The organism is Carnobacterium sp. (assembly GCF_045617425.1).
In the GTDB taxonomy this organism is placed as follows: Bacteria; Bacillota; Bacilli; order Lactobacillales; family Carnobacteriaceae; genus Carnobacterium_B.
The window spans coordinates 552,658-579,471 of the sequence record NZ_JAZLIO010000009.1 but is presented as its reverse complement, the minus strand read 5'-3'; the positions used below and the strand labels follow the sequence as shown (position 1 = coordinate 579,471).

The window sequence follows — 26,814 nt, the reverse complement described above, 5'->3', positions numbered from 1 at the left end:
GCGTATTACATGATACTCTTTCCTTATTCCTTTATACTAAATAGTGTAATAATTCATAGAAAGGATGAAAGTAAAATGACAAAAATTGAGAAATTCGAATTAAATGATGGAACAAGTTTGCCGGCTATTGGATTTGGAACGGTGAATATCCAAGGAGCTACAGGTGTAAATAGTGTTCTTACAGCAATTGATGCGGGCTATCGACTTATTGATACTTCAACCAACTATATGAATGAAGGAATGGTAGGAGAAGCAATTCGACGTTCATCTGTTCCACGTGAAGAGTTGATGATCAATTCAAAATTACCAGGAAAAGCGCATGAATACGATAAGGCCATCAAGATGATTCAAGAATCTTTGTATCGTATTGGTATCGAGTCCTTTGATAAATACTTGATTCACTGGCCATTGCCTAAACAAGATAAATATGAAGAAGCGTGGCAAGCACTAGTAGATGCACAAAAATTTGGTCTGATTAAAACAATAGGTGTATCAAATTTTCTGCCAGAACACCTAGAGCGGATCATCGAAAAAACAGGCGTTACTCCTGCAACCAATCAAATTGAACGCCACCCATACTTTAATAACAATGACTTAGTTAAAGCAAACCAAGAACTAGGTATTTTAACAGAAGCATGGAGTCCATTTGGTCGTGAGATTAATGATGTATTAGAAAATGAAACGATTGTTAAATTAGCCGAAAGATATGGAAAAGAACCTGCACAAATCATCATACGTTGGAATTTACAAAATGGCGTTATGCCAATTGTAAAAGCTTCTTCTTATAATCATCAAAAAGCTAATTTAGATGTGTTTGATTTCGAATTGTCAAAAGAAGATATTCAGAAAATAGATAGCTTAGATAAAGGTGAAGAGGGTAGAGTAGAAGGCCAACACCCAAATGAATACGAAGAGTTTGATTAACCTAATTTCGGATTAGAGAAGTGAAAGGAAGAAAATCTTATGGTAAAGACTTTTTATACCAAAGAAAATAAACCATTTCCGAATAGTCCCTTACCTGTTCTATACTATCCTAAAGTAGTAGCTAATTTAATAATTGAACCTGATCCAGCACAGAGTGTGCTGGATCTATTTGAAAAAAATGGTTATACAAATGGATGGGTAAATGGTATTTTTTCTTATCATCATTTTCATTCCAATACTCATGAAGTATTGGCTTGTATTGCTGGTGAAGCAACTGTGCAACTTGGCGGTCCTGATACACAGTCCTATTCCTTTTCTGAAGGGGATGTTCTACTTCTTCCTGCAGGTGTAGCACACAAAAGAGTAGCTGCAAGTCAGGACTTTAAAATTGTGGGTGCTTATCCTGAAGGGCTGGAACCCGATATGCAAAATGGTGGAGCAGAGGATTACGAGGCAATCAAACAAGCGATTATGTCTGTTCAACTTCCTAAGAAAGATCCAATTGAAGAAGCCAATGGATCAGTAGCGAACCTTTGGGTGTAATCATGCAAGAAAAAGCAATAATTATCCCCAAAAAAGTTAAAACAGCTCCGTATTCCTTATATTAAACTAAAAGCTGCATAAAAGAACTTTAATCAAGGAAGTTTGATGCAGTTTTTGAATTGTATTATCTATAAAATTTCTTTGGATAATAGACTTTAATTGCAGATGTAGAAAGAAGTCATTATACTTTAGATTGAAAGTATAAAATAAAGAAGTAGTTTTATGTATTACATAGTTTATACGAGGGTTTGATAAGGAGAAAAAATGGATAAGAAAACAGAAAAGTTATTAATTAAGAAAGCAAAGAAATTAAGCAAATGGTATGAAGGAGTATTTGTGAATCCCATTTTTTGGAAAGTAAATGAAAAGCCTTATTATATGGCTGGATTTACTGTGGGGAATACACCAAAAGCTACAGCATACTTAACAATTACAGGAGATGAAATCAAAGAAGAAGCATATATGGCTCAAGCTGCTTTATCGCTTATGGCAGATAGCAGCAAAAATATCTTTACTATTGGTGGAGAACGTCTGCGAATAGATCCTGCTTATTATACAAGCTCATTAGCTATACCGGTAAATTCAACAGAGTCATCTATAACAGAAGGACAAACAGCATTTCAACAGTTGTGGGATGTTCAACAAAAATTTAACCAGCTGACCAATGAGTATCAAAATTTTTATGACAACTTATTGATAAGAGAACAATTAACACAAAGTGACATTGATTATACGATCGAAACAGCAAATTGGATGAATCTTTATCAATATGAAACCTTATCGATTTTATTGAATCAAAAGAACGTATTGCGCGTATATTCTAATTACTTAATGACAACGAAAGAATGGAAATCATTGTCAAAAGATCAACGCATATTTGTTTCCGAAATAACTCAGAATATGGATAGAGTGAAAGAGAGTCTTCGTTCATTAGCTCTTATTGAACAGGATGATCCAGAAAAAATGATAGAATTAAACTTAGAAAAAGCAAAAATTGATCTTAAACAAGGAATTGAAAAACAACAGCAATACATTCGTTACCCAGTTTAGAATACAAAAAATTAAGACGAGTACGTAAAGCTCTTTTCTTTGATGAAAAGAGCTTTACTGGTTAGTAGAAAAGAATGGCTCTAGAAAAACAGTAAGACAAGATGGTAAAATAGGTATCTAGTATAAAAGTGATGTTAACCCATCATAAAGACAAAAATATGAAAGATTAGGGAAAGTGAATAAGATGAAGCGAGTTATCTTAGCCGAGAAACCTTCCCAAGCGCAGGCATATGCTGAGTCTTTTGGGAAATTTTCAAAAAAAGACGGGTATATTGTTTTAAATTCATCGAATGACGTGATTACTTGGGGATTTGGACACTTAGTCGAATTGGCTTCTCCAGAGGAATACAAGGATGAATGGAAGAAATGGAACCTGAAAGAGCTGCCGATTATTCCAGAAATATTTAAATTTAAAGTAGGGCAGGGAAAAGCCAAGCAATTTAATGTCGTAAAAAAATTGTTAAAAGAAGCTGATCAAATCATTATCGCTACCGATAGTGATCGCGAAGGAGAAAATATTGCGCGTTCGATCATCAATCAAGCTAAAGCAGGGAATAAAGAAATTAAACGATTATGGATCAATTCACTAGAATCTGATGAAATCCAAAAAGGTTTTTCTGATTTAAAAGATGGAAAAGAATTTTATTCTTCCTATATTGAAGCTCAAACAAGGCAAATAAGTGATTGGTTAGTAGGGATTAATTTATCTCGTATGTATACTCTCTCTTTGCAAAAAAAAGGCATCAATGAAGGAGTATTCAGTGTCGGACGCGTTCAAACACCAACGCTTTATATGATTTATATGCGTCAAAAACAGATTGAAAATTTTATTCCAGAACCCTTTTTCGAATTGCATGCAACAGTAAAAGCTGTAAATGGCTCATTTAAATCCAAGTACAATAAGAAATTTCCAACAAAAAAAGAATTGCAAGAATATATCAAAAAACACGATTTATTGGCTAGCAATCCTGGCATAATTTCTTCAGTTGAAACTAAACGGATATCACAGCCTTCGCCATTTCTGTTTTCATTAAGTGATTTGCAAAGTTTAATAAACAAAAAATATAAAGTGAGTCCTTCAGACACATTAAAACATGTCCAGTCGCTGTATGAGGCTAAATTAGTCAGTTATCCTAGAAGTGATTGTAGATACATCACTGATTCAGAGTTTCGGTATTTGTTAGAAAGAATTGAAGGGTATCAAAGGGTATTAAACCACACCATTAAAGAGTCAAATACTAGCAAACGAAAACGCTATGTAGACGGTTCGAAGGTTCAAGAGCATTATGCTATTATTCCAACTAAAAAAGTACCTACACAAAAAGCATTAGAGAAGCTGCCCTCTATTCAAAGAGAGATTTACTTTACTATTTTAAGGCGAACAATGGCTATGTTTGAGACAGACTATAAATATGATGAAACAACTGTCATTGTAGACATCAAAACTGTTCCGTTTTTAAGCAAAGGAAAAGTGATATTGGATAAAGGTTGGCAGAGATTAGAATATGGAGTAAGTAAAAAATCGGATAAAGAAGCAACTAGTGAATTACCGTTAGTAAAAAAAGGGGAGTCAGTAGAAGCAGATCTAAATACTTCCGAAGGGTTTACTTCGCCACCGAAAACTTACACAGAAGGTACGTTGATTACCGCAATGAAAACATGTGGCAAAGAATTAGAGAATGAAGAAGAAAAAGAGATCTTAAAGGCAACAGAAGGTATTGGAACAGAAGCAACAAGAGCGAATGTTTTAGAAACCCTTAAAAAGCAGCACTATATAGAGATTCAAAAAAATAGTGTGACGGTTACTGAAAAAGGGGGAATCTTGTGCCAAGCTGTCGAAAACACTCTTCTAAGCAGTCCTGAAATGACCGCTAAATGGGAAACCTATCTAAAGAAAATAAAAAATGAGAACGGTACTCAACAAGCTTTCTTAGACAGTATTGAAAAATTTATTGCTCATACCTTAGATTCAAGTACACAAATTATTGAAAAGAACGATTGGTCTACACATACCAAAAGTATCAGTCCTTTGTCGCAGAAGACAATTGGAAAATGTCCAGTTTGTGGGCAGATGATGATCAATAAAGGGGAATTTTATGGCTGCAGTGGTTATAGCAATGGCTGCACCTTTACCTTGCCAAAAAGATATGTAGGGAAAACACTTTCTGAAGCAACCCTTAAAAAATTACTTGATACGAGAGAAACGCAGTTGTTAAAAGGATTTAAGAAAAAAACGGGTCAAACATTTTCAGCTGCCCTTATACTGACAGAAGACAACAAGTTACAATTTAAACCTTACGAAAAAACGGAAAAGGAATGAGAGTAAAGAAAGAACAGTAAGGAAAAAGCAGTTCGTTTTGCTGCACCTAATGATTAAACAAATTGAATCGTAAAAGTATCACTAAAACTGGTTCTTCGTTAAATGATATGGATGAGTTTACCAAGAGTCAAAGCGGAAGTAGTGCTTTGACTCTTTTAGTAGATAAAATTTCTTTTATAATGAACGAGAACTCGTACCCTATGATCCACTCTGTTTGTAAGTTCAGATTATGAGCTAGCCCTCCTTCACCTCACAATCTAGTATGTTTTTAGATCGAATTATGAGCTACAACTGCTTTATCTCATAACCGTATATTCTTTTCATACAGTTTTATGAAGTAGAGCCTATATAAATTATACTAGATTCTTGTCTCTATCAAAAATTGTGAGGTAAACCCCTATTACCTAATCCTAAAATGCTCAAAACGTTTTTGATGTTCGTTCATCAATACAAAAAAAGAAAATTGTTGCGTATAGATAGAATGTCATCTATATTAGTAAGAGTAGAAAAAAAGAAAGAGGTTTAACTATGGACTATGAATCTTATGCAAAAGTGATGAAAGCTTTGTCTGATCCTAAACGTGTACAAATAATAGATATGCTTTCTAATGGTAAGTTATGTGCTTGCGATATTCTGGAGCAATTTGATTTTACACAGCCTACGTTATCTCATCATATAAAAGTTCTTTTAAATGCAGGTTTAGTTACAGTAGAAAAAATTGGAACATGGCATCATTATTCATTAAATGAAAAGTGTATTAATCAACTAGTGTCTGATACTAGTCAACTTACTTCTGCAACTACACGGTAAATAGGAGAAGAAAATTCCTGGGAATTGTTGTGATTGAATCCGTTGCAACTAAAGCTTCAAAATACAGGTGAGACTCTGCAAATCGTCGATACGCGTTCAAAGAAGGATTTTTAAAAAGCTCATATTAAAGGAGCGATTTATTTCCCTATTGCTGATTTAAGAGAGAGAAGTATTGTGTTAGTTGGATCCATCTGTAGCAATAATCACCTACAGCAACAAAAGAGTTACCTCAAGATGGTGAAATTAAAAAAATAATACTCTACTCATAACTACTATTCGGGACAAATAGGAAGTTTCCTTTCTATTTGTTTTTTTTGTTTGAAATATAATGATGTCTAAAAAATTCAGTAAGTAAAAGAAAGGGACGAAATGATGTTTAATACGTTAAAAAAATATGGCTGGTTTTTTAAATTACGTTGGAAAAGCTATTCTTTTGGTGTTTCTGCGCTAATTATTTGTGCCATTTTACAAGTGATGAATCCTAAAATTATCGGGACTATCATTGACCATTTTATAGCAGGAACGTTAAGTTGGAAGATATTACTTTTTTGGGTGAGTTTGATTCTTATTTTTGCCCTAGTTATGTACGCTTTGCGTTATGGATGGAGAATGGCTTTATTTGGAAATTCAACATTAATTGAATCTATCTTGCGCAATCGATTGTTTTCATTTTTCACGCGTATGGATTCAGAATTTTTCCACAAATACCGAACGGGTGATTTGATGGCACATGCTACAAACGACTTGGCAGCTATCCGGTTTGTTGCGGCGGATGGTGTGTTAACGTTGACGGATGCCTTATCATTAGGTGGGGTAACACTCTTTTCGATGTTCTTTTTCATCGATTGGAAATTAACACTAGTGTCCGTTTTGCCATTACCTATTTTGATTATTGTTTCGACGTATCTAGGTAAAATGATCCATGCACGTTACCGTGGTGCGCTACAAGCTTTTTCATCAATGAATGACCATGTTCAAGAAAGTGTAACAGGAATGAAGGTCTTGAAAACGTTGGGTGAAGAAAAAGAAGATTTATCTGCTTTTAAAGAAGAGACGCAACATGTTGTCGATGAAAATCAACGTGTCTACAAATTAAAAGCAGCATTAAATCCAAGTATAGAAATTGTCATGGGGCTAACGTATGTGATTGCTTTATTAGTTGGTGGAAATTATGTTCAAAGTGGACGGATATCAATTGGAGATTTAGTAGCTTTTATCAGTTACATCGGCATGATGCAGTGGCCGTTACTCGCAGTAGGGGGACTAATCAATACCCTTGAAAGAGGGAGTGCAGCTTATGATAGAGTAGATGTTTTATTAGCTTATACCCCTTCTATTGTAGAAATAGAAAATCCTTATCGCCAAGCATTAGATGGAGATATTATTTTTGATATCCAATCGTTTACTTATCCAGATGATGAGAAACCTGTTTTAACGAATATCTCTTTTCACTTAGCAAAAGGAAACATGCTGGGAGTTGTCGGCAGAACGGGTGCTGGAAAGAGCGCACTCTATAAATTGTTGTTACGCGATTACGATCAATATGAAGGTATGATTTCATATAACGATATTAATATAAAGGATTATGCTTTAGAGTCGCTAAAAAAAGGCATTGCAATTGTCCCACAAGAAAATTTTCTGTTTTCAACAACCATTAGAGAAAATATCCGATTTGGGAATCCAAATTTAACTCAAGAAGAAGTTGAAAAATATGCAAAATTAGCGAATGTTCATGAAGATATTTTGCAGTTTCCACAGGGGTACGATACCGAAGTGGGCGAACGAGGCGTTTCTTTATCTGGTGGACAAAAACAGCGTATTGCTATTGCTCGCGCTTTAGCAGTGGAGCCAGATTGTCTGATTCTAGATGATTCCTTATCAGCTGTAGATGCTCACACAGAAGAAGCTATTTTAAATTCATTGAAAAAAGAACGAAGCAACAAAACAACGATTATTTCTGCTCACCGCATCAGTTCAATTATGCACGCAGATGAAATCATCGTCATGGAAAAAGGAAGCATTAGTGAACGTGGTTCTCATGAGCAGTTAATCGAAACAAAAGGTTGGTACCGTGATATGTATCAAAAACAACAACTAGAGAAAAAACTAGATGGGGAGGGGTTATAATGGATAAACAAAAACAAACGGCTTTTTCTACTAAAGAATCTTGGCGTATTTTACTTAGTCTGTTTCGTTTTGCAAAACCCTATCAGTTTCTATTTCTCATTTCGTTTGTATTCCTAGCATTGGGTTCAGCTATCGCTGCGTATCTGCCCATTATTATTCAGCGTTACATCGATACGTATTTAGCAAATGGAACAGCAACAATCGAGATTACGGTACGTATAGTAACTTTTTATGGGATATTAACCCTTCTTAAAGCTGTATTTGCTTATGCAAAAGACTTTCTCTTCAACACGGCTTCAGAAAGAACCGTGGGCAATATTCGAAATCAATTGTATGAAAAGGTCGTTTTACTTGGCATGCGCTATTTCGATCAGACACCAGCGGGGACAGTTGTTTCCAGAGTGACAAATGATACGGAGACGATCAAAGAATTTTGGACGGTCTTTTTGACCATTGCCACTGGGTTATTCAATGTATTATCGATTACGATTGCTATGTTTGCGCTAAACTGGCGTATGGCGTTAGTTTTTCTTCTCTTCACACCCGTTATTGTTTGGATCGCAGGTGTTTATCGAAAGAAGAGTACCCTAGTTTACAGTCGTATGCGAAAAGTATTAAGTCAGTTGAATGCCAATTTAAGTGAATCCATTAGTGGGATGAGTATTATTCAAAAATACAACCAAGAAGAGCGGTTGGTAGATGAGTTTAATACGGTCAATGAAGAATATGTTATTTCTCGTCGTTCTATGTATAGTATGAATGCATTACTATTGGCACCTGCAATCAATGTGATTGAATCGGTTGCTTTAGTAGCGGTGCTGCTTATTTTTGGGTATCAAGATTGGACTCAAGGGAATATTAATATAGGTTTGGTATACGCGTTTACGGCTTATTCACGATCATTTTTCCAACCAATCAGCCAAATGATGAATAGTTTAAGTTCGTTACAAGATGGAATCGTGTCAGGACATAGAGTGCAAGAATTACTGAAAAGTGAAGAACTTGCTCCGCAATCTAAGACTGGTACCACTGGTATGATTACAGAAGGCCATATTCGTGTAAATAACTTGAATTTCTCATACGATGGGAGTAAGCAAGTCTTGCGTGATATCAGCTTTGAAGTGAAACCTGGACAAACGGTTGCTTTAGTCGGTCAAACGGGATCAGGGAAAAGTTCTATTATTAATGTACTGATGCGGTTCTACGAATACCACGAAGGAGAAATCACCATTGATGGTCACTCACTCAAGGATATGCCAATAGAAGGTCTTAGGACTAAAATGGGATTGGTTCTGCAGGATAGTTTCCTATTTTATGGAAATATCGCTGACAATATTCGAATGTACAATAATGACTACACAGAAGCTGAAGTAAAAAAAGCTGCGGAGTTTGTTTATGCAGATGAGTTTATATCTGAAATGGAACATGGATACGCATCAAAGGTCATCGAACGTGGGGCCAGTTTATCTGCTGGAGAAAAGCAATTAATCAGTTTTGCTAGAACCATACTACGTTCGCCTCGTATTCTAATTCTTGATGAAGCAACAGCTAATATAGATACCGAAACAGAAGAGAAAATTCAAAAAGGTTTAGCCAATATGCGCAAAGACCGAACATCTTTAATCATTGCTCATCGATTATCCACGGTCAAAGACGCAGATCGAATTTTAGTTTTGAGTAACGGTGAAATTGTGGAAAAAGGAACTCATGATGAATTGATCGATAAAAAAGGAACTTATTTTGATATGTATGAACTGCAAACCTATCAAGAAAAAACTGGTGAAATGTAACCATTAGATTGAATACCTAAAAGAAAGGGCTGAGATTTTTATCTCAGCCCTTTCTTTTATATATGGATTTTTATTCTAGTACGTCCTCAAATAGTATAGAGCGAGACCAAGAATCTTTATTTTCCTTTGAAAATAGTTCCAATTTGATATTGAAGCAAGTTTTCTAATTTTATCAAACTTTCTCACTTACAGAAACGTCCTTTTTACGCCATGTCAACATAAAGGCTGTAAGCCAGGCAGTAATCGGTATAATCAGAATGGCGCCTGTTCCAATACAGAATATGGAAATGACTTCTGAGCTAAATACTTTAGAATTGATTACTTCACCAAGCGAGTAAGACAAGTCTTTAAACCAAACGATTAAGGCTAAATATCCACCAATAAATGCAAAATACAAAGTGTTTGTGGTGGTGCCCAGGATATCTTTTCCAACAGTCATACCGGATTTAAAAAGATTGTAGCGGTCCATGAATGGATTGTGGATAAAAATTTCGTTCATTGCAGAAGAAATGGAAATAGAAGTATCTGTAATAGCCCCTATAGAACCCATTATGATGGTGCAACTAGCGATTTCAAGAAAATTAACCCCAACATAGAGATTGAAGAAAGAAAGCTCTTCTATCTCTTCTACGCCAAATCCCTGTATCATAGCTTTTTCAACAAATATAAAAATAATCCCGACTAAAAAGAACAGCGTCATCAGCGTTGCAATAAATGAAATAACGGATTTAAGATTTATCGTATTTATATAAAAGAGGTTGATGCAACTAATAAGGATACAAGCAATCATGGTTAGAAAAATCGGATCAAAGGATTCTCTCGTCATTAAGATTATCGTCAAAAGAGTGATACCAAAGTTTAAAAAAAGAGCAATAAACGATCTTGTCCCTTTTTTGCCACTAATCCATTTCATGAGTACAAATAAAATAATGGATAAGCATACTAAGACATTCATTTAGATGACCTCCTTTTTTGAATGAAATAAGTCGCAGTATAGATACTTATTGGGATGGTCAGTACAATTCCAATACTTCCAACGAGCGCACGGGTCAATTCCAAGGATAAATTCATCGCTAATGTGTAACCTAGTGTAGAGCCGTTTTTTAAGTATAGAAGAATCATTGGTATGCTTCCGCTGACATATGCAAAAAACAAAACATTTGTCATTGTGCCCATGATGTCTGCACCAATTTCCTTTCCAGAAGCTCTTAAGTCTGTTAAGGGAATGGAGTTGTTTTTATTATATAACTCATAAAGAGAAGAGGTGATCGTAATCGCAATATCCATTACCGCACCCAAAGAACCAACTAGAATGCTAGCTAAAAATATCTTTTGTGGAGATCTTGTTATAAAAGCCATCTCCTCATATCTAAGTCCTTTTTCCGCTGTTAACTGCATGACAACATAAGCAATCAGTAGAGCAGAAAAGGTACCCGTCAATGTGGCTAAGATAGCAGCATATGTTTTCTCGGTATTTCCACTAACTAAGAATAAAGAAGTAATCGTGAAGAAAACGACTAAACCACTGCATATAAGTAGTAAATTAGCATTTTCTGAACTTGCATAAACAGTTAATGCGAGTGACAATACTAAGATGTTAATGAGTAAACTGACTAATGAAAACCAGCCGCTTTTCTTTCCAACCAGTAATACCGTTACTATAAATAACCAAGCGGCTGCTAAAATATAAGTATCTCGTTTTGGGCCATCAATGCTTCCACGTAACTCACTGCCTGAATTCTTTTGAATGGAAACAAAGAGGTCATCACCTATTTCATACTCGTGATCATATGCTCCAGATAGAGAGTAAGTATTTTCTAATGTGATTAATTCGCCCTTTTGTTCACCACTTACTAGTCTCCCAACTAGAGTTTGATCAAACAAACGATTATTAGTAGTTGGATCGTTTTCGTTTTGTTGTTCGTTAAGGGTCACTGTTACGACTTCTGCTATGGGATTATCATATAAATAGAAATTGTTTTGTACAAATAACATAGACAGAATGATACATAGCAAAAGACTACCGTATAAATAACTAGACTTTTTATTCAAAGAGATACCTCCAGTTTAAAGATGGTTCAAACAAAATAAGCATGTTTATTGTAACATATATTGTTTTACTGACGATTCTAGCTAAAAAAATTATGTGTATTTGATTTCGCGTAGCATGACCAATAAAATAGCAGTGTGATAAGAATAGTAGGCACAACAAACAAATGAGTGGATTATCCAGTAGAATGATTTGCCCAAAAGGAGTGTAATATGAAATAGAAATTTATCACTGATTTTGAGATTATGATTCAAAGTATTCAATCTGTTTCATCTCAACAATTTGTAGGTACGATACTTTTATTCGTAGTCGAAGGGAATTTTATGGTTTCTATGGATAGAAAAGAGTACCACTACTTGCAAGAGAGCGATATTTTAATCATCAATATATAGATCATTTGAAAAGAACAAAAGAAAAAATAATCCTTTTGGGTAAATCTTTGACCTATTTTTTTCTAAATCAGATCTAAAATAGAATAGTAATGAACGGATGAGCAAATTTATTCGTTTCGAATATAAAATAGGAGGTTAAGTTATGAATGAATCAATAAAAAATAGTCTTTTTGAAAAAATGAATGAGAAACAGAATCGTATGATTGATATACGCCGTTATTTACATGAGAATCCTGAATTATCTTTTCAAGAAGAAAAAACTGCAGCTTATATTGCAGATTTTTATAAAGGTAAAGATTGTGATGTACGTACAAATGTAGGTGGACGTGGAATAGTTGTAACAATTGATTCAGGTAACCCTGGAAAAACAATTGCGATTCGTGCGGATTTTGATGCCTTGCCGATTCAAGAAGAATCTGATGTTCCTTTTCAATCAAAAAATCCAGGAGTGATGCATGCTTGTGGGCATGATGGTCATACGGCATACATGTTGATCTTAGCAGAGTCTTTAATTGAAATAAAAGAACAATTAAACGGGAAAGTCGTTGTGTTGCATCAACATGCCGAAGAAATGCCACCAGGTGGTGCGATTCAAATGATTGAAGATCACGCATTAGATGGTGTGGATAATGTTTTTGGTATTCATGTGATGTCTCAAATGGAATCAGGTAAACTATTTTACCGTCCTGAAAATATCCAAACAGGACGTGCAAATTTCCATGTTAAAATCCAAGGTCTCGGTGGACATGGTTCTTCTCCGCACAAAGCAAATGATGCAATTGTTGCAGCAAGTTATTTTGTCGTAGCTGTTCAATCTATTGTGAGTCGTCGTTTGAATCCATTTGATGTGGGTTCAATTACCATTGGAAATTTTGATGGACGTGGATCCTTTAACGTCATTAAAGATTCTGTTCAATTAGATGGCGATGTCCGCTCAATGTCTGAAGAAGTGCGTACAATAGTTGAAAAAGAAATTCGTGCTAAATTAGATGGTATTGCAGCCATGTTTGATGTTACTTATGAATTGCAATATGAAAATGATTATCCTGTCTTATATAATGACCCAGATCTAACAGATGAAACGATCAGTCATTTGAAACAAACAACAATTTCTGAATTAAAAGGAATTGAAATGTGTGATGCACAACCCCCTTCAGAGGACTTTGCGTATTATGCAAAGGAACGTCCAAGTATGTTCTTTTATGTTGGTGCTGCTCCCGAAGGAAGCGAAGCTTACCCGCACCATCATCCTAAATTTAAAATTAGTGAATCAAGTTTAATTGTTGCAGCAAAAGCTATGGGTTCAATTGTAGTGGATTATCTAATATAAGGAATATAGAAAGAAAACAGAAACAAGATATAAAAGTTCAAATAGTTTTTTCGAGGTAGCAGTTATGACTGACTATCAAAACTTGTTTTTAAACAAAAGAAAAACTAAATGTAAATCCAACTAATACACGATTTGCTGCTAATCCTTTGATTGGAATATAGTACCGCGTTAGGATACTATGAATCTTTTTTCGTATCTTTCAATCCTTAATTATTCATGCTAAGATAAATAATAGTCACGACTTTTCTTTATTTTGTAGTAATTTTTGTTTACTTTTAAAAGATAGGCGAAGTAGGAAGATTATTATACAAAAAAATTAAAGTCCTCTATGTAAAAGTGAATGAAAACGTATTTATATTACATTTATTAATGAGTGGAGATCGAGTATAAGAAACTTTGTTGGAAGACAATGCTTTAAAGACGATATCGAGTAAAATCAGTTAACAAGGTATAAAATAAATTTTGAATATGAGGAGATAGAGAGATGTCTGAAAAAGAACGAATGGTAGCAGGAAGATTGTATCTTGCCCAAGGAGAAGAATTGAAAGCTATGCGACAAAAAGGACAACAATTAATTCGATTATTTAATGGTACCACTGAAGAGGAAAAACCGTATCGTACGCAACTGTTAATGGATATTTTTGGTGAAGTAGCAGGGGGCATCTACATTGAGCCGACTTTACGGGTTGATTACGGACAAAACATTACTATTGGTAAAAATTTTTATGCAAACTTTGATTGCGTTATGATAGATGTTGCTCCAATCAAGATCGGAGATAATGCTATGTTTGGGCCGCGAGTATGCTTGTATACAGCAGGTCATCCGATTGATCCAACTATACGCAATAGTGGATTAGAATTTGGGACATCGATTACTATTGGAGATAATGTTTGGATCGGTGGTAGTGCAGTGGTGAATCCCGGTGTGACAATTGGAGATAATGTCGTTATTGGATCTGGATCTGTTGTAACAAAAGACATTCCATCGAATACGATAGCCGTTGGAAACCCTTGTCGGGTCATTCGAGACATTACTCAAGAAGATAAAGACTTCTGGGAAGATAAACAAGCTGCTTACTGGACAGAAATCGCGAACGAACAGAATACCACAATTAAGGAAGAGGTTTCTAAATGAAAATTGCACATGTAGCATTGTGGACCAAAGATATTGAACGAATGCGCCAATTTTATGAAACTTATTTTAAAGCTCAATCAGGAGAACGTTATGAAAACACTAATCGAGGTTTTGCCAGTTACTTTTTAACTTTTTCTGAATCAGAAGTTCGATTAGAATTGATGCAACAACCCACGATTACTTATCGACCAGAAGAAACACCATTAGGTTGGGCACATCTGGCTATTAGTGTGGGTAGTGAAGAAGCAGTCAATGCGGTAACCAAGGTTATTTCAAGTGATGGGTATGCTGTTATTGGTCAACCTCGTTGGACAGGAGACGGGTACTACGAAAGTGTTGTGGCCGATCCGGAAGGGAATTGGATAGAAATTACGATTTAACATTTAAGAAACTTCAAATAAACTTGTTTAAATAAATAGTAAGCTAAGTTATAAGATAAAAGCAGCATCTCAGTTTATAATGAGAGGTTGCTTTTTTTGATTCTTTATATAAACCAAATTACTTGAACTTTCCATTTGTTTTTCCTATCCTTATGCTGTAGTACAAATAGATAGAAGAGGAGATGTTAGGATGAGTCAAAAATTTGATGAACTGAAACAAAAACTCAAGGGTGTAGATAAGAAAAAAGCAGGGCAACTATTGAAAGAAGTTAAACAAGCCCATGACGATGGAAAAATCGATGATAATGAGAAAAAAGAATTAATGAGTGAAGCTAAAAAAACAGTTGGAGATAATCCACTTGGTTGATTTGGAAAACAACAAAAAATAAATAAAATAGATTAAATAACCATTGCAATAAAAGAGGCTGGAATTATCATTCCAGTCTCCTTTATTGCATGCATTCATACATATGCTTATTCAAAATTGTATTCAAGACTAGATTTAATGATCCACTCAGGAATAAAGCGATGAACTTTGCCGAAAGAGTGGAACGGATAAATGTGAGTCTCTACTCTTCCGTGAATAAAAAAGTTTTATCTTAAACGAATAACAAACCATCTAAATCAATTATTTGAATTTGTTTATGTGTCAATTGCTTGATATAACCTCGCTCTTCTAGCTCGTTAAATTTACGGCTGATCGTTTCAGGTGTGGTTCCTAAATAAGAAGCTAAGTCTTTTTTACTCATTGGTAAAGTGAGTTCATCTCCTCCAACTTTTTCTTTATCGAGATAATCCACTAAAAATAAAGCAATACGCGTATCAACTTTTTCTGTTACGAAGCGAGAAGACTGTTTTTCAGAAGTTTCAAGCCGATGTGAAAATTCAACCAAAATTTTTAAAGAGATTGAGGGGTACTGCACTAGAAATTCTTGTAAATCTAAACGGTTAATCATACATATTTTTGTATCGACCATTGCTTCTGCATAAGTCTCATGTGTGGATTCAGAAAATAAGGCCATTTCGCCAGTAAAATCACCAGGATTTAAAATTCTAACTAATTGTTCTTTACCAGATTTCGATAATCGGTATATGCGAATTTTTCCTTGGTTGATAATATAAAGAGCATTAGACTCATCTCCAGCATGATAAATAAGTTCATGTTTCTTATATGAAACTGAATGAGTGGTTACCATGATTTCATCTAACTGTTCATCTTCTAAATGATTGAAAATCGGGACTAAGGAAACGCAAGCTTTATGTGATTCTGCGGAATGATTATGGTGTTTAGTGTCTTTAGTCATTGTAATCCCTCCGTTAACATACTTTTTAAGCCTATTCGATAATCCAAGTATAACAATCTTTGCTGCATTCTTCGAGTTAAGATTGCTTTTTTAAATTTTTACCGGTGCTCTAGTTGGCTCAACTGATTGTGGAGGTTTACGGTTAAAACGAATCAAACGCATAGCATTTAAGATAACCACTAGTACACTAGCTTCATGAATGAACATTCCAGATGCCAAATGAACGTTTCCCATTAAGACGCCACCTAATAAAAGGACTACGACACTAACTGCAATCAAGATATTCTGCTTCATATTTCGGATGGTTGCTTTAGCTAAAGAATAGGAATGAGAAAATTGCATCAACTGATCTGCCATTAAGACAACATCAGCTGTTTCCATTGAGATATCTGTTCCGCCTTTACCCATTGCTAAGCCAATATCAGCTGTTGCAATAGCGGGAGCATCATTGACGCCGTCTCCAGCCATGGCAACAATATGACCGGAATTTTTTAATTGGTTTACATAGTCTACTTTATTTTCTGGTAACAATTCAGCATGAAATTCATCCAATCCCAACTCAGTTGCGACAGCTTCAGCGGTGTGTTTATTATCACCGGTTAACATAACAATTTTTTTTATTCCATCTTCTCTCATTTGTGTTAAAGCTATTTTGGCATCGTCGCGAATTTGATCAGCAATAGAGATGATACCTGTTATTTTCCCATCAATTGCAATGAAAATAGCAGAGTTACCTGCTTTTTCGCGAACCACTGCATATTGATCAACAGTAGCTTCTAGTGAGATAGTTTCAGCCTTCATTAATTTTCGATTTCCAGCAACTATGTTGTGGTTGTTTACGATAGCTTTGATTCCATTTCCTTTGATTATTTCTCCATCTCTTAATTCTATAGAAGAAAGATCTAATTTACGGGTTTGAGCTGCTTTCACAATCGTTTGCCCTAAATGGTGCTCTGAAATTGTTTCTGCTTTAGCCACGAGTTCCAATAAAGTATCCTGATTGCTGTTGTTAAAGATATGAATATCGGTAACTTCAGGTTTTCCTTTAGTCAAAGTACCTGTTTTATCAAAGACTATGGTATCTACTTTAGAGAATGTATCCATTATTTCTCCACCTTTGATCAGTACACCTTTTTTGGCTCCATTTCCGATACCTGCAACATTTGAAACAGGCGCTCCAATTACTAAAGCTCCAGGACAAGCAATAACTAGGAACGTAATGGCCAGATGTAGATCTCTGGTAAAGAGGTAGACAAGGATGGATAAAATGACGACAGACGGCGTATAAATCGTGGCAAATTTATCTAAAAATTTTTCTGCTTTTGATTTGGATTCTTGCGCTTCTTCGACAAGTTCAATGATTTTAGCAAAGGTCGTATCGTTTCCGATTCTTTCGGCAATCATTTCAATGTAACCATTATCCAAGATTGTTCCACTGAAAACGAGATCATCAATTGCCTTTGATGCTGGAACAGATTCACCGGTGATAGCTGATTCATTAATAGAAGCCTTACCATAGACAATTTTACCGTCAACTGGAATTTTATCGCCTGAATGAACGAGGACACGATTGCCTTCTTTGACATCTTTAACGGGAACAGTTTCTGTTTGGCCGTCTTCATGCAATAAAGTTGCTTCTTGAGGAGCTAAGTCAACCAATTCTCTTAATGATGAACGTGTTTTTTCTAAAGTTCTCATTTCTAAGTAATCACCGAATAAAAATAAAAAGGTTACAATGGAAGATTCCGTGTATTCTCCAATGTACAAGGCGCCAAGAACAGCGATACTAACTAGCAGATCGATACTGAATACTTTCATTCGTAAAGCTTGAAGGGCTTTAATAAAAATAGGTATGCTGGTAATGAGGGTTGCAGTAATCAATGCAATATCCTGTAGATTTTTAGTTCCCATGAAGCCAGAAATAAAGCCGATAGCGATTAAGCTAGCTGATAGAATAATGATGTGTTTTTTATGATGATTGATATGGGTAATCATTTTGATTCCTCCTTATGTTTACGCGGTTATTTTTGAATAAATGTGATGACCTGTTTGTAAAAGTATATCTTCGACTTTATAGAGGATTAGTTCTTTACTGTCGAATGAGATAAGTATTTTTCCAAGTTGTGGAAAAACTTTGACAAATTCGATTCCTTTTAATGCATTGATTTGATTCGCTATTTTTTTAGCACAGCCATTACATTCAAGTGGTTCAATTAGAAATAGGGCTTTTTCCATAAGGAACGCTCCTTTCTTTTGGTAGTTTTTTCATATATTTATCTTACTTCATATCTAATAGTTAAAAATTGACAGTGATCAAGAATAATTGAGTTGCTTCATTAAGTTCATTCTCGTTGAAAGAGATTGTATCAAATGTAAAAGTATTCTTATTCAAAAAAATGAGACTGGGAACTATGTCCCAGCCTCATTTTTTTTGTATTCTTCTCCTTAACTACCTACGCACTCAATGCGTAAAGTGCTTTCGTTTTGGTTCATTGATAAAATAGATGGCCCGATAAGGCTCTATTTGACTAATAAAAAAGTTTTATTGATTAAATGAGCATTAAAATAACTTTTCACTTGACTAATAAAATAGGTTTATTGATTAAATGGGCATCAAAAAATTGTCTATTTGGCTAATAATATAGACTTATCGATTAAGAGAGTATAGAAGATAAAACTGGATAACCTAGTTTTTGAATGGTTTCTTGAATCTTACCAGCTTGGATTTTTGATTCATCGAATTGTGCTTTTACTTTGCTGGAGTTGAACATCACCTTAACGGATTCAATTCCTTCCGTTTTAGTTAACGTTGTTTCGATTTTTTTGATACAAGATGGACATGATAATGGTTCTAATTGATATATGGCCTTTTTCATAATTGCATTCCTCCTATCGGTTAGTACCTTTAGTATAAGGAGTAGGGGAATAAAAAAAATTGATCTTTATCAATATTTTTTACGCATCAAAAAAGATTCTCACTTATGAGGAGTTTTCTATCTTTACATATAGTAGATATCCATAATGAAAATTTAACAATTTAAAATTTTCATTATAATTTTGCTGTTCGAAATGCTAGTATGGTCTTTATTTAAGAAGGACACTACAAAACAAGTGATCAAGTATTATAATAAGCAATATTTGAGTTGGAAGAAAAATATCTTCCTCAAGTAAATCACCGTATTTTTAGGTTCTCATCAATAGAAACACAAGGTGAATCTCATGTAATGGGACATATGGAATTAAAAATTTAGAATTATAGATTTCTATTGACAAAGATCCAGAATCCCCTATCTTTATTCACTTTGATTATAGTTATATTGGAGATTCAGCTGATTTATTATATGTTAGTTTATTAAACATAACTGAAACGATACAAGCATATAATTTGAAATTGTATGCTGAAAATTTTAAGATGAACTTATTCATTACTAATTTAAAAGGAGAGAGATAAATGCAAAATAAAAAGTTAGAAAATCCATTAAATCAATTTTTTACGGAAGACTTTCCAAAGCAATATCAAGAACCTCCAGCTTTACAAAGTAAAATGGATCCGCGTCCAGATTGTGGTGAAGAATCCTATAAAGGAAATGAACAATTAGTTGGACGAAAAGCTCTTGTAACTGGGGGAGACTCTGGTATAGGTCGCGCTGCAGCTATTGCTTACGCACGTGAAGGAGCCGATATTGTATTGAACTACCTTCCAGAAGAAGAATCAGATGCACAAGAAGTGAAGCAGCTGATTGAACAAGCTGGTCGAAAAGCTATTCTTATCCCAGGTGATTTAAGTGATGAAGCATTTTGTAAACAACTGGTTGATCAAGCACATAAAGAACTTGGTGGATTAGATATATTAGCTTTAATTGCTGGAAAACAGCAAGCTGTTGAAGACATCTTAGAACTTTCAACAGAACAGTTAAGACAAACATTCGAAATTAATGTTTTCTCTCTATTTTGGGTGATAAAAGCTGCATTGCCTTATCTACCAGAAGGTTCTTCTATTATCACAACATCCTCTGTACAAGGATACAATCCAAGTGCAAATTTACTAGATTATGCATCAACTAAGTTTGCAATCAATGGGTTTAGCCGAGGTCTAGCAAAACAACTAGCGCCAAAAGGCATTCGTGTTAATGTAGTAGCTCCTGGACCTATCTGGACACCATTACAAATTTCTGGTGGTCAGCCAAGTGAAGCCATTCCAACGTTTGGACAAAAGACTCCATTGCAACGAGCTGGACAACCGGTAGAACTTTCCGATATCTATGTGTTCTTAGCTTCTACAAAATCAAGCTACGTGACTGCACAAATTTACGGTGTAACCGGTGGTACCGAATTAGCTTAAAATAGTAACGAGATAAAAAGTAGTAGAATCTATTGATTTAGAGTATACTGCTTTTTTATTTTTTGAATAAGTTAGTCTATTTAGAAAGTACATATTTTGTAAAAAGAACGGTTTCATTAATGGTAAAATAAATTGACTATATCTTGATGCATACTAAAGTATAAAAGACAGATAAAAGGGTGATGGGATGAAACTACTAGTTGAAGAAATTATAAATTGGATAAATAAATCAGACAGGCCGGTGATTATTGGTATATCGGGTCATGGTGCGGCAGGTAAAACAACTTTTTCTACTAAACTGGCTCAATTGATAGGACTAAATGAAGTATCGTATCTCAATACAGACCCCTATATTGTTCCATCACAATTACGAAAGTACACCATGATTACCTATACCCATCAACATAAAAGCTATCATTCAAAAATGACTGCTTGCCATTCAGACGCTCATCATACACCGTCTTTAGAAAGGGATATTCGAATGGTCAAATCTGGATTAGACTTTTATACTATAGATACGGACTACAAAAAAAGTGAGTTGATATCTCCTAAAAAAATCACGATCATAGAAGGAATGAGTGTCGCATTTATTGATCCTAAGTTAATGGATCTGAAAATTTACTTTTACACAGATGATGAGACAGAGTTAGTAAGAAGAGTTGGAAGAGATATTTTGGAAAGAGGTACGGATATAACTGCTGTACGTCAGTCTCACGAACAACGACGAATTCAGTACGAATTGTTTATGCATCCATTCAGCCAGAACTTTGATATTATTATCAAAAATTCAAATGAAGAAGTATGCATAGAAAAGAATCTTTTTACTAAACTAGTGAAACCGAGCGGAAATTAGAGGATATAAAAATTACTCTATTATTCATATGAACTTATTGAACAAAGTACCTTGTCTTTAAGTAGATAATGCGTAATATACTTTTAAATAGCTATTGCATTAGTAGTGATTAATTGTTAATATATTCACATGAAGAGTGAGTTCTTAAGAAAGTGAAGGTGGATGATATCGAGAAATGGTTGAAAAATTATCGCGAACTATTTTTGTGTATCCAACTGTTTTTGATGCTGTATTTTTTAGTTTTCTCGATCGATTATACAACTACGGAATTGGCCGGTTGGATCTTAGTTAGTTGTATAGGTCTATTTATAGTGGCTTTTTCTGTTAAAGATTATTTAGTTAAGAAGAAAATGAAATACATTTTGTTAAGTATTTTTTTGAGTTCGATCAGTTCACTAGTTTTGATCATGGGTTTATGGATAATCACAACACTCACATCGAATATGGGAAATTAAAGAAATTAGCATTGGAAGTAATAATCAATTAGTTTTTGTCAAAAAAGCTATATGAATGAAATTTTTCAGTCTACTTAGTAAGGAGCGATTAAAATGACTAATCCACGCAAAAAAATGCAAAATAATAACGGTAAATACATTAAAAGTATTGTTTATGGAGGATTGGATGGCATTGTCACGACTTTTGCTGTGGTAGCAGGAAGCGTTGGTGGTGAATTAGCGCTTAAAGTTATTTTGATTCTAGGGTTTTCCAATTTGTTGGCTGACGGGTTTTCGATGGCAGTCGGAGATTACCTTTCAACAAAATCTCAAAACGAGTATGAAAAAATGATACGACAAAATGAACAATTAGAGATAGCGACCCATCATGAACAAGAAGTGAAACGAATGAAGGAATCATTTGTAGACCAAGGGGTGGAGAAAGAGGACGCAGACTTAATCGTAAAAACACTGGCAAAGTACGAAGAACCTTTTATAAAACAAGTGAGGAAAGAAAAATACGGTACTGACTCAGTAGAAGAATTGCCTCTAAAAAATGCTCTAGCCACCTTTTTGTCTTTTAGTCTCTTTGGTGTTGTTCCACTCTTAACATACGTGTTTTCACTACGTTTACCAATATTAATTCAAAATTCTTTTTTGATTGCTTCTATACTTACTGGAATAACATTATTTATTCTGGGGGCAGTTAAATCTAAAATTAATCACTCAAATTGGTTGAAGTCTGGTATTGAAATGTTAGTAGTTGGAGGATTGGCTGCTGTAGTTGCCTATGTTGTAGGTGTCGTTTTAGGGAATATTTGATGTAGAGAGCATCAATTTTTAGGAAAATAGAAGTTCCATAAGCAACGTATAGTTGCTTATTTTTTTTTTGCATTTTTCCTCATCTTATTTTAATGAACATTAGAGGATAATTTTGCTAGAAATCCTGATTAAATAAACAAAACACGATTAAACACGAACAATAAATGTATTTTGTGTATATTAATTCGATAAAGTGATTGTCCAATCACTTTTTTATAGTTATACTGATTTGTGTAGAAGCATGTATGTTAAGAAATAGCAGGAACGATACAAGAGCGCTCTTCATCGTCTCTTGGTCTTTTCATTTTTTAAGGAGGATTTATCTTATGTCGAAAAAAATCCCGTATCTAATATTAGCACCGGGATTCATCTTACTTATTTTCTTTTTATTGATTCCATTAGTGTCAGTCATTTGGCCAACATTTTATAATGGATCATTCTCAATTGAGTCTTATACTTCTTTTTTTCAGGACTCATATAATGTCGGTATTTTTATCCGAACGATTCGCGTTTCACTCATTGTAACGTTCATTTGCATTATCCTTGGAGTTCCTACTGCTTACTTTATAGCTGGAACATCTCCAAAATGGAGAGGGTTATTAATGGCATTTACATTATTTCCGATGTTGACCAATTCTGTTATTCGAAGTTTTGCATGGATCAATTTACTAGGACAAAATGGTGTGATCAATAAATTATTGTCTAGTATAGGGATTATTTCTGAGCCATTGACCTTACTATATACTGAGTTTTCAATTATTATTGGGTCAATTTACTTATTTTTACCCATTTTAATCATTACATTAGTAGGTGTAATGGAAAATATCAATCCAGAAATCATGGAAGCGGCAGAAATGCTTGGGGCAAGTCGCATTAAAGCGTTCATTAAAGTTGTTTTACCTTTGAGTACTCCAGGTATCATCGTAGGAAGTGTTTTAGTATTTACAGGGACATTGACAGCTTATACGACTCCTCAATTACTTGGAGGCAATCGTAATATGATGTTGTCAACATTTCTTTACCAAAATGCTATGACATTGGGAAATTGGGAAGATGCAAGTGTTATTGCTTTGATCATGATCATTACCACTTTACTGGTTATGAAAGGTTTTAACTTAATTGCCAATAAAATCGACAAGCGAGGTGAACAAGATGCGTAAACAAAGAGGATTGTCATTATTCGCCGGAGCTGTATTTGCATTCTTGTTTATTCCCTTAGTCATTATAACGATAACGGCTTTTGGAGAAAATTCGACCATTCAATTTCCAATTACTGGATTTACATTTAAGTGGTTTACAGCAGTTTTTGAAAATCAATCTTTTATAGACAGCTTCTTGTTGAGTTTAGAAATTTCTTTACTTGCCACTTTATTGGCTTTGGTTGTTGGAATTCCAGCTGCGTATGCCTTAACTAGGCATGGTGTGAAAGGGAAAGAGTGGATAAAAAGTTTCTTTTTATCGCCAACTATCATACCTGGTGTTGTAGTAGGGTATTCTCTATTTCAATTCATTGTTATCCGCCTCCAAGTGCCACTATTCCATGGGTTGTTGTTAGGGCATTTTTTAATTAGTTTGCCTTATATTATTCGTGTAGTGGGCTCTAGCTTAGAACAATTGGACTTTTCAATAGAAGAGGTGGCATGGACGTTAGGCAGCACTAAATTCAAAGCTTTTACGAGTATTGTATTGCCAAATATCTCTTCCAGTATATTTGCTTCTTTTATGTTGGCATTTATTAATTCATTTAACAATATACCTGTTTCACAATTTTTATCTGGTCCTGGTATTTCGACTTTACCTACCACTTTAATGAATTACATTGAATACAATTATGATCCAGTCGTTTCTGCTTTGTCTGTACTTTTGATGCTTGGAACGATCATCTTGATGTTTTTAATTGAAAAAACCCTTGGACTAGCAAAAGTAGTCTAGTAAGTTACTTGTACAAAGACAAATGAATTTTAAAAAAACTAGATTCGCATTTAACTGCTCACTCTATGAGTCGTTTTGTTAAATACCATTAAGGAGGACATGTACTGTTATGTCATTTGTTGACTTAGAAAATATTCGTGTTAGTTATGATGGAAAAAATAATATATTAAAAGAACTCAATTTATCTATGGAAAAAGGGGAACTGATTTCGTTACTAGGGCCATCAGGTTGTGGGAAAACAACGACTTTACGGGTCATTGCAGGTCTGATTGAGCCTAATGATGGAACCTTTACTGTAGGAGATACCAATTTGACAAACGTTCCTGTTCACAAACGTAATTTTGGAATGGTTTTTCAAAGTTATGCGTTATTTCCACATTTAACCGTTAAAGAAAATATTGGATTTGGATTGAAGTTGAGGAAAGAAAAGAAAGAGGTCATCGAAACTAAAGTGCAGGCTATTTTAGAATCTACTGACTTATCAGATTATGCTGAGCGTTACCCTAAGCAACTTTCTGGAGGGCAACGTCAACGTGTAGCTCTTGCTCGAGCTTTAGTGATTGAACCTCAATTATTGTTACTAGACGAACCTTTGAGTAATTTGGATGCTAAATTGCGCATCAGTATGCGTATTGAGATTAAACGCATTCAACGCAGATTAGGCATAACGACGGTTTTTGTAACACATGATCAAGAAGAATGTTTTTCTATTTCAGATAAAGTAGCCGTTATGAACAACGGTGTAATTGAACAGTATGATTCTCCGGAAGAAATTTATAAAAATCCTAAAACAGAGTTTGTGGCTCGCTTCATTGGATTTGAAAATTTCTTTGCTTTAACCAAAAAAGATACACATGCTTACACGACTTCGGATGGAACGTTAATTGAAACACTGCATCCAGCAGATAGACAACAAGCAACCGGAACGATTCGACCAGATGATATTTTACTTTCTGAGGAAGGACAAAAGATGCCATCTAATAGTTTAGCTGGCACTATAAGAGTTCGTACGTTTTTAGGCAAGAGTTATCAATATGAAGTAGAAACAGCTATTGGAAAGCTGTTAGTTAATGATGTGCGAGTACCAGGTTACCAAGTAGGAGATAACATTTTTGTGATTATTCCAAAAGAAAAATTGATTTTAGTCTAACCAATTATAAAAAGGGGGATTTTTAAGTGATGAAAAAGAAAGTAATTTTGGCAAGTTTAACAGTGATGAGTGCAGCCGTTTTAATGGCCTGTGGACAAGAAGCAAGTGGAGAGAACAAAGAATTAGTGATTTCTACCTTTGGATTAAGTGAAGATGTTATGCAAGAAGATATATTTGCACCATTTGAAGAAGAGTATGGAGTAGATATTGTAATAGAGACAGGTACAAGTTCTGAACGCTACACTAAATTTGAAAATAATCCTAACTCGACGATTGATATTATTGATTTGCCACAATCAAATTCTTCTCAAGGAGCGACAGAAGGGTTATTTGAAGAAATCGATACAGAAAAAATTCCGAATTTAGCTGGATTGATCGATAGTGCAAAAGAGTTGAGTGAGAACGGATCAGGAGCAGCGTATACAGTGAACAGTATTGGAATCATTTATGATGAAGAAGCTGCTGGAATGAAGATCGAAGAGTTTTCTGACTTATGGGATCCATCATTGGAAGGAAAAATTTCTATTCCAGATATTGCTACCACTTTTGGACCTTCCATGATGTATGTGGCTAGCGACTACAAAGGGGTAGACATTACTACTGATAATGGGAAAGCAGCTTTTGAAGGATTAGAGGAACTTTCTCCCAATATCGTTAAAACCTATGCTAAATCATCTGACTTAGCTAATATGTTCCAGTCGGGTGAAATCGTTGCAGCAGTTGTAGGCGATTTTGCAATTCCAATGATTTCAGAAGCTCATCCAGCTGTTCAATATGTTGTGCCAACTTCTGGAACGTATGCCAACTTTAATACTGTAAATATTAATGCGCATTCCGAAAATAAAGAAATGGCGTATGATTTTGTGAATTGGAGACTCAGTGAAGAATTACAAACTATCACAGCAGCTTCTTTAAATGAAGCTCCAACAAATAAAAAAGTTGAATTAACTGGAGAAGTTGCCGAAAATAAAACATATGGTGATATTGCTGAGTTAACTAAACCAGTAGATTTTGAATTTGTGAATACCCAGATGGATGAATGGATCAAAACATGGAATAAAACGATGAATCAATAAAGAAACCAATAAAATAGTTGGAAAAATAACCTCTTCTCTATATAAGAGGT

25 protein-coding genes are annotated in these 26,814 nt (G+C 34.7%); 19 read left to right on the top strand and 6 right to left on the bottom strand.

Annotation, left to right across the window (positions count from 1 at the left end):
• Nucleotides 1-75: 75 nt before the first annotated feature.
• From ACKI3H_RS06025 to ACKI3H_RS05995, 7 genes are all read left to right on the top strand, one after another.
• Nucleotides 76-924, top strand: a complete 849-nt coding sequence (locus ACKI3H_RS06025) for an aldo/keto reductase (protein ID WP_407371371.1) — start codon at nucleotides 76-78, stop codon at nucleotides 922-924.
• A 39-nt stretch (nucleotides 925-963) separates the two neighbouring features.
• On the top strand, nucleotides 964-1,467 hold the full coding sequence (locus ACKI3H_RS06020) for a cupin domain-containing protein (RefSeq protein WP_407371370.1): 504 nt from the start codon (nucleotides 964-966) through the stop codon (nucleotides 1,465-1,467).
• A 264-nt stretch (nucleotides 1,468-1,731) separates the two neighbouring features.
• Entirely contained in the window at nucleotides 1,732-2,517 is a 786-nt protein-coding gene (locus tag ACKI3H_RS06015) for a hypothetical protein (RefSeq protein WP_407371369.1), read from the top strand.
• Nucleotides 2,518-2,701: 184 nt separating this feature from the next.
• Nucleotides 2,702-4,837, top strand: a complete 2,136-nt coding sequence (gene topB, locus ACKI3H_RS06010) for a DNA topoisomerase III (protein ID WP_407371368.1) — start codon at nucleotides 2,702-2,704, stop codon at nucleotides 4,835-4,837.
• Nucleotides 4,838-5,365: 528 nt separating this feature from the next.
• The gene (locus ACKI3H_RS06005) at nucleotides 5,366-5,647 is read left to right on the top strand and encodes an ArsR/SmtB family transcription factor (protein WP_407371367.1); all 282 of its coding nucleotides are present in this window, start codon (nucleotides 5,366-5,368) and stop codon (nucleotides 5,645-5,647) included.
• A 372-nt stretch (nucleotides 5,648-6,019) separates the two neighbouring features.
• A complete protein-coding gene (locus tag ACKI3H_RS06000; RefSeq protein WP_407371366.1) occupies nucleotides 6,020-7,774 on the top strand; it encodes an ABC transporter ATP-binding protein in 1,755 nt (584 codons plus the stop codon).
• Nucleotides 7,774-9,564, top strand: coding sequence for an ABC transporter ATP-binding protein (locus ACKI3H_RS05995; protein ID WP_407371365.1), 1,791 nt, complete (start codon nucleotides 7,774-7,776; stop codon nucleotides 9,562-9,564). The genes ACKI3H_RS06000 and ACKI3H_RS05995 overlap by 1 nt, the downstream gene beginning before the upstream one ends.
• 172 nt (nucleotides 9,565-9,736) lie before the next feature.
• Here ACKI3H_RS05995 and ACKI3H_RS05990 read toward each other — a convergent pair whose 3' ends face one another.
• Together ACKI3H_RS05990 and ACKI3H_RS05985 are read right to left on the bottom strand one after the other, a co-directional pair.
• Nucleotides 9,737-10,519, bottom strand: coding sequence for a YibE/F family protein (locus ACKI3H_RS05990; RefSeq protein WP_407371364.1), 783 nt, complete (start codon nucleotides 10,517-10,519; stop codon nucleotides 9,737-9,739).
• A complete protein-coding gene (locus tag ACKI3H_RS05985; protein WP_407371363.1) occupies nucleotides 10,516-11,616 on the bottom strand; it encodes a YibE/F family protein in 1,101 nt (366 codons plus the stop codon). The genes ACKI3H_RS05990 and ACKI3H_RS05985 overlap by 4 nt, the downstream gene beginning before the upstream one ends.
• 532 nt (nucleotides 11,617-12,148) lie before the next feature.
• Between ACKI3H_RS05985 and ACKI3H_RS05980 the strand changes: the two genes are divergently transcribed.
• From ACKI3H_RS05980 to ACKI3H_RS05965, 4 genes are all read left to right on the top strand, one after another.
• Complete coding sequence (locus ACKI3H_RS05980) at nucleotides 12,149-13,336, top strand: amidohydrolase (RefSeq protein ID WP_407371362.1); 1,188 nt, start codon at nucleotides 12,149-12,151, stop codon at nucleotides 13,334-13,336.
• A 484-nt stretch (nucleotides 13,337-13,820) separates the two neighbouring features.
• On the top strand, nucleotides 13,821-14,471 hold the full coding sequence (locus tag ACKI3H_RS05975; RefSeq protein WP_407371361.1) for a sugar O-acetyltransferase: 651 nt from the start codon (nucleotides 13,821-13,823) through the stop codon (nucleotides 14,469-14,471).
• A complete protein-coding gene (locus ACKI3H_RS05970; protein ID WP_407371360.1) occupies nucleotides 14,468-14,851 on the top strand; it encodes a VOC family protein in 384 nt (127 codons plus the stop codon). Before ACKI3H_RS05975 ends, ACKI3H_RS05970 begins: the two co-directional genes overlap by 4 nt.
• A 190-nt stretch (nucleotides 14,852-15,041) precedes the next feature.
• A complete protein-coding gene (locus tag ACKI3H_RS05965; protein ID WP_407371359.1) occupies nucleotides 15,042-15,218 on the top strand; it encodes a hypothetical protein in 177 nt (58 codons plus the stop codon).
• Between the two features lie 232 nt (nucleotides 15,219-15,450).
• Here the strand turns inward: ACKI3H_RS05965 and ACKI3H_RS05960 are convergent, their stop codons facing one another.
• The 4 genes from ACKI3H_RS05960 to ACKI3H_RS05945 all read right to left on the bottom strand — a co-directional run bounded on the left by ACKI3H_RS05960 (nucleotide 15,451) and on the right by ACKI3H_RS05945 (nucleotide 19,031).
• Nucleotides 15,451-16,155: a Crp/Fnr family transcriptional regulator gene (locus ACKI3H_RS05960; protein WP_407371358.1), complete on the bottom strand. Its 705-nt coding sequence runs from the start codon at nucleotides 16,153-16,155 to the stop codon at nucleotides 15,451-15,453.
• A gap of 90 nt (nucleotides 16,156-16,245) precedes the next feature.
• Nucleotides 16,246-18,150 (bottom strand): heavy metal translocating P-type ATPase, encoded by a 1,905-nt coding sequence (locus ACKI3H_RS05955; RefSeq protein WP_407371357.1) that lies wholly within the window; start codon nucleotides 18,148-18,150, stop codon nucleotides 16,246-16,248.
• An 18-nt stretch (nucleotides 18,151-18,168) separates the two neighbouring features.
• Nucleotides 18,169-18,390, bottom strand: a complete 222-nt coding sequence (locus ACKI3H_RS05950) for a heavy-metal-associated domain-containing protein (protein ID WP_407371356.1) — start codon at nucleotides 18,388-18,390, stop codon at nucleotides 18,169-18,171.
• A gap of 419 nt (nucleotides 18,391-18,809) precedes the next feature.
• Nucleotides 18,810-19,031, bottom strand: a complete 222-nt coding sequence (locus ACKI3H_RS05945) for a heavy-metal-associated domain-containing protein (RefSeq protein WP_407371355.1) — start codon at nucleotides 19,029-19,031, stop codon at nucleotides 18,810-18,812.
• Between the two features lie 575 nt (nucleotides 19,032-19,606).
• Here ACKI3H_RS05945 and ACKI3H_RS05940 point away from each other — a divergent pair.
• The 8 genes from ACKI3H_RS05940 (at nucleotide 19,607) to ACKI3H_RS05905 (ending at nucleotide 26,764) form a co-directional block, all read left to right on the top strand.
• Entirely contained in the window at nucleotides 19,607-20,497 is an 891-nt protein-coding gene (locus tag ACKI3H_RS05940) for an SDR family oxidoreductase (protein ID WP_407371354.1), read from the top strand.
• 187 nt (nucleotides 20,498-20,684) lie between these two features.
• Complete coding sequence (locus tag ACKI3H_RS05935; RefSeq protein WP_407371353.1) at nucleotides 20,685-21,350, top strand: uridine kinase; 666 nt, start codon at nucleotides 20,685-20,687, stop codon at nucleotides 21,348-21,350.
• Between the two features lie 158 nt (nucleotides 21,351-21,508).
• A complete protein-coding gene (locus ACKI3H_RS05930; RefSeq protein ID WP_407371352.1) occupies nucleotides 21,509-21,805 on the top strand; it encodes a hypothetical protein in 297 nt (98 codons plus the stop codon).
• A 93-nt stretch (nucleotides 21,806-21,898) separates the two neighbouring features.
• Nucleotides 21,899-22,606 carry a VIT1/CCC1 transporter family protein gene (locus ACKI3H_RS05925; RefSeq protein ID WP_407371351.1) on the top strand — a complete coding sequence of 236 codons (708 nt, stop codon included), beginning with the start codon at nucleotides 21,899-21,901 and terminating at the stop codon, nucleotides 22,604-22,606.
• Between the two features lie 326 nt (nucleotides 22,607-22,932).
• Complete coding sequence (locus ACKI3H_RS05920) at nucleotides 22,933-23,766, top strand: ABC transporter permease (RefSeq protein ID WP_407371350.1); 834 nt, start codon at nucleotides 22,933-22,935, stop codon at nucleotides 23,764-23,766.
• Nucleotides 23,759-24,538 (top strand): ABC transporter permease, encoded by a 780-nt coding sequence (locus tag ACKI3H_RS05915; protein WP_407371349.1) that lies wholly within the window; start codon nucleotides 23,759-23,761, stop codon nucleotides 24,536-24,538. Before ACKI3H_RS05920 ends, ACKI3H_RS05915 begins: the two co-directional genes overlap by 8 nt.
• 109 nt (nucleotides 24,539-24,647) lie before the next feature.
• Complete coding sequence (locus ACKI3H_RS05910; RefSeq protein WP_407371348.1) at nucleotides 24,648-25,688, top strand: ABC transporter ATP-binding protein; 1,041 nt, start codon at nucleotides 24,648-24,650, stop codon at nucleotides 25,686-25,688.
• A 29-nt stretch (nucleotides 25,689-25,717) separates the two neighbouring features.
• Nucleotides 25,718-26,764 carry an ABC transporter substrate-binding protein gene (locus ACKI3H_RS05905; RefSeq protein WP_407371347.1) on the top strand — a complete coding sequence of 349 codons (1,047 nt, stop codon included), beginning with the start codon at nucleotides 25,718-25,720 and terminating at the stop codon, nucleotides 26,762-26,764.
• Nucleotides 26,765-26,814 lie beyond the last annotated feature (50 nt).

Coding starts and splice junctions, on each gene's coding strand:
- ACKI3H_RS06025 (WP_407371371.1), top strand. CDS start 76: ATGACAAAAATTGAGAAATTCGAATTAAATGATGGAACAAGTTTGCCG.
- ACKI3H_RS06020 (WP_407371370.1), top strand. CDS start 964: ATGGTAAAGACTTTTTATACCAAAGAAAATAAACCATTTCCGAATAGT.
- ACKI3H_RS06015 (WP_407371369.1), top strand. CDS start 1,732: ATGGATAAGAAAACAGAAAAGTTATTAATTAAGAAAGCAAAGAAATTA.
- topB (WP_407371368.1), top strand. CDS start 2,702: ATGAAGCGAGTTATCTTAGCCGAGAAACCTTCCCAAGCGCAGGCATAT.
- ACKI3H_RS06005 (WP_407371367.1), top strand. CDS start 5,366: ATGGACTATGAATCTTATGCAAAAGTGATGAAAGCTTTGTCTGATCCT.
- ACKI3H_RS06000 (WP_407371366.1), top strand. CDS start 6,020: ATGTTTAATACGTTAAAAAAATATGGCTGGTTTTTTAAATTACGTTGG.
- ACKI3H_RS05995 (WP_407371365.1), top strand. CDS start 7,774: ATGGATAAACAAAAACAAACGGCTTTTTCTACTAAAGAATCTTGGCGT.
- ACKI3H_RS05990 (WP_407371364.1), bottom strand. CDS start 10,519: ATGAATGTCTTAGTATGCTTATCCATTATTTTATTTGTACTCATGAAA.
- ACKI3H_RS05980 (WP_407371362.1), top strand. CDS start 12,149: ATGAATGAATCAATAAAAAATAGTCTTTTTGAAAAAATGAATGAGAAA.
- ACKI3H_RS05975 (WP_407371361.1), top strand. CDS start 13,821: ATGTCTGAAAAAGAACGAATGGTAGCAGGAAGATTGTATCTTGCCCAA.
- ACKI3H_RS05970 (WP_407371360.1), top strand. CDS start 14,468: ATGAAAATTGCACATGTAGCATTGTGGACCAAAGATATTGAACGAATG.
- ACKI3H_RS05965 (WP_407371359.1), top strand. CDS start 15,042: ATGAGTCAAAAATTTGATGAACTGAAACAAAAACTCAAGGGTGTAGAT.
- ACKI3H_RS05960 (WP_407371358.1), bottom strand. CDS start 16,155: ATGACTAAAGACACTAAACACCATAATCATTCCGCAGAATCACATAAA.
- ACKI3H_RS05955 (WP_407371357.1), bottom strand. CDS start 18,150: ATGATTACCCATATCAATCATCATAAAAAACACATCATTATTCTATCA.
- ACKI3H_RS05950 (WP_407371356.1), bottom strand. CDS start 18,390: ATGGAAAAAGCCCTATTTCTAATTGAACCACTTGAATGTAATGGCTGT.
- ACKI3H_RS05945 (WP_407371355.1), bottom strand. CDS start 19,031: ATGAAAAAGGCCATATATCAATTAGAACCATTATCATGTCCATCTTGT.
- ACKI3H_RS05940 (WP_407371354.1), top strand. CDS start 19,607: ATGCAAAATAAAAAGTTAGAAAATCCATTAAATCAATTTTTTACGGAA.
- ACKI3H_RS05935 (WP_407371353.1), top strand. CDS start 20,685: ATGAAACTACTAGTTGAAGAAATTATAAATTGGATAAATAAATCAGAC.
- ACKI3H_RS05925 (WP_407371351.1), top strand. CDS start 21,899: ATGACTAATCCACGCAAAAAAATGCAAAATAATAACGGTAAATACATT.
- ACKI3H_RS05920 (WP_407371350.1), top strand. CDS start 22,933: ATGTCGAAAAAAATCCCGTATCTAATATTAGCACCGGGATTCATCTTA.
- ACKI3H_RS05915 (WP_407371349.1), top strand. CDS start 23,759: ATGCGTAAACAAAGAGGATTGTCATTATTCGCCGGAGCTGTATTTGCA.
- ACKI3H_RS05910 (WP_407371348.1), top strand. CDS start 24,648: ATGTCATTTGTTGACTTAGAAAATATTCGTGTTAGTTATGATGGAAAA.
- ACKI3H_RS05905 (WP_407371347.1), top strand. CDS start 25,718: ATGAAAAAGAAAGTAATTTTGGCAAGTTTAACAGTGATGAGTGCAGCC.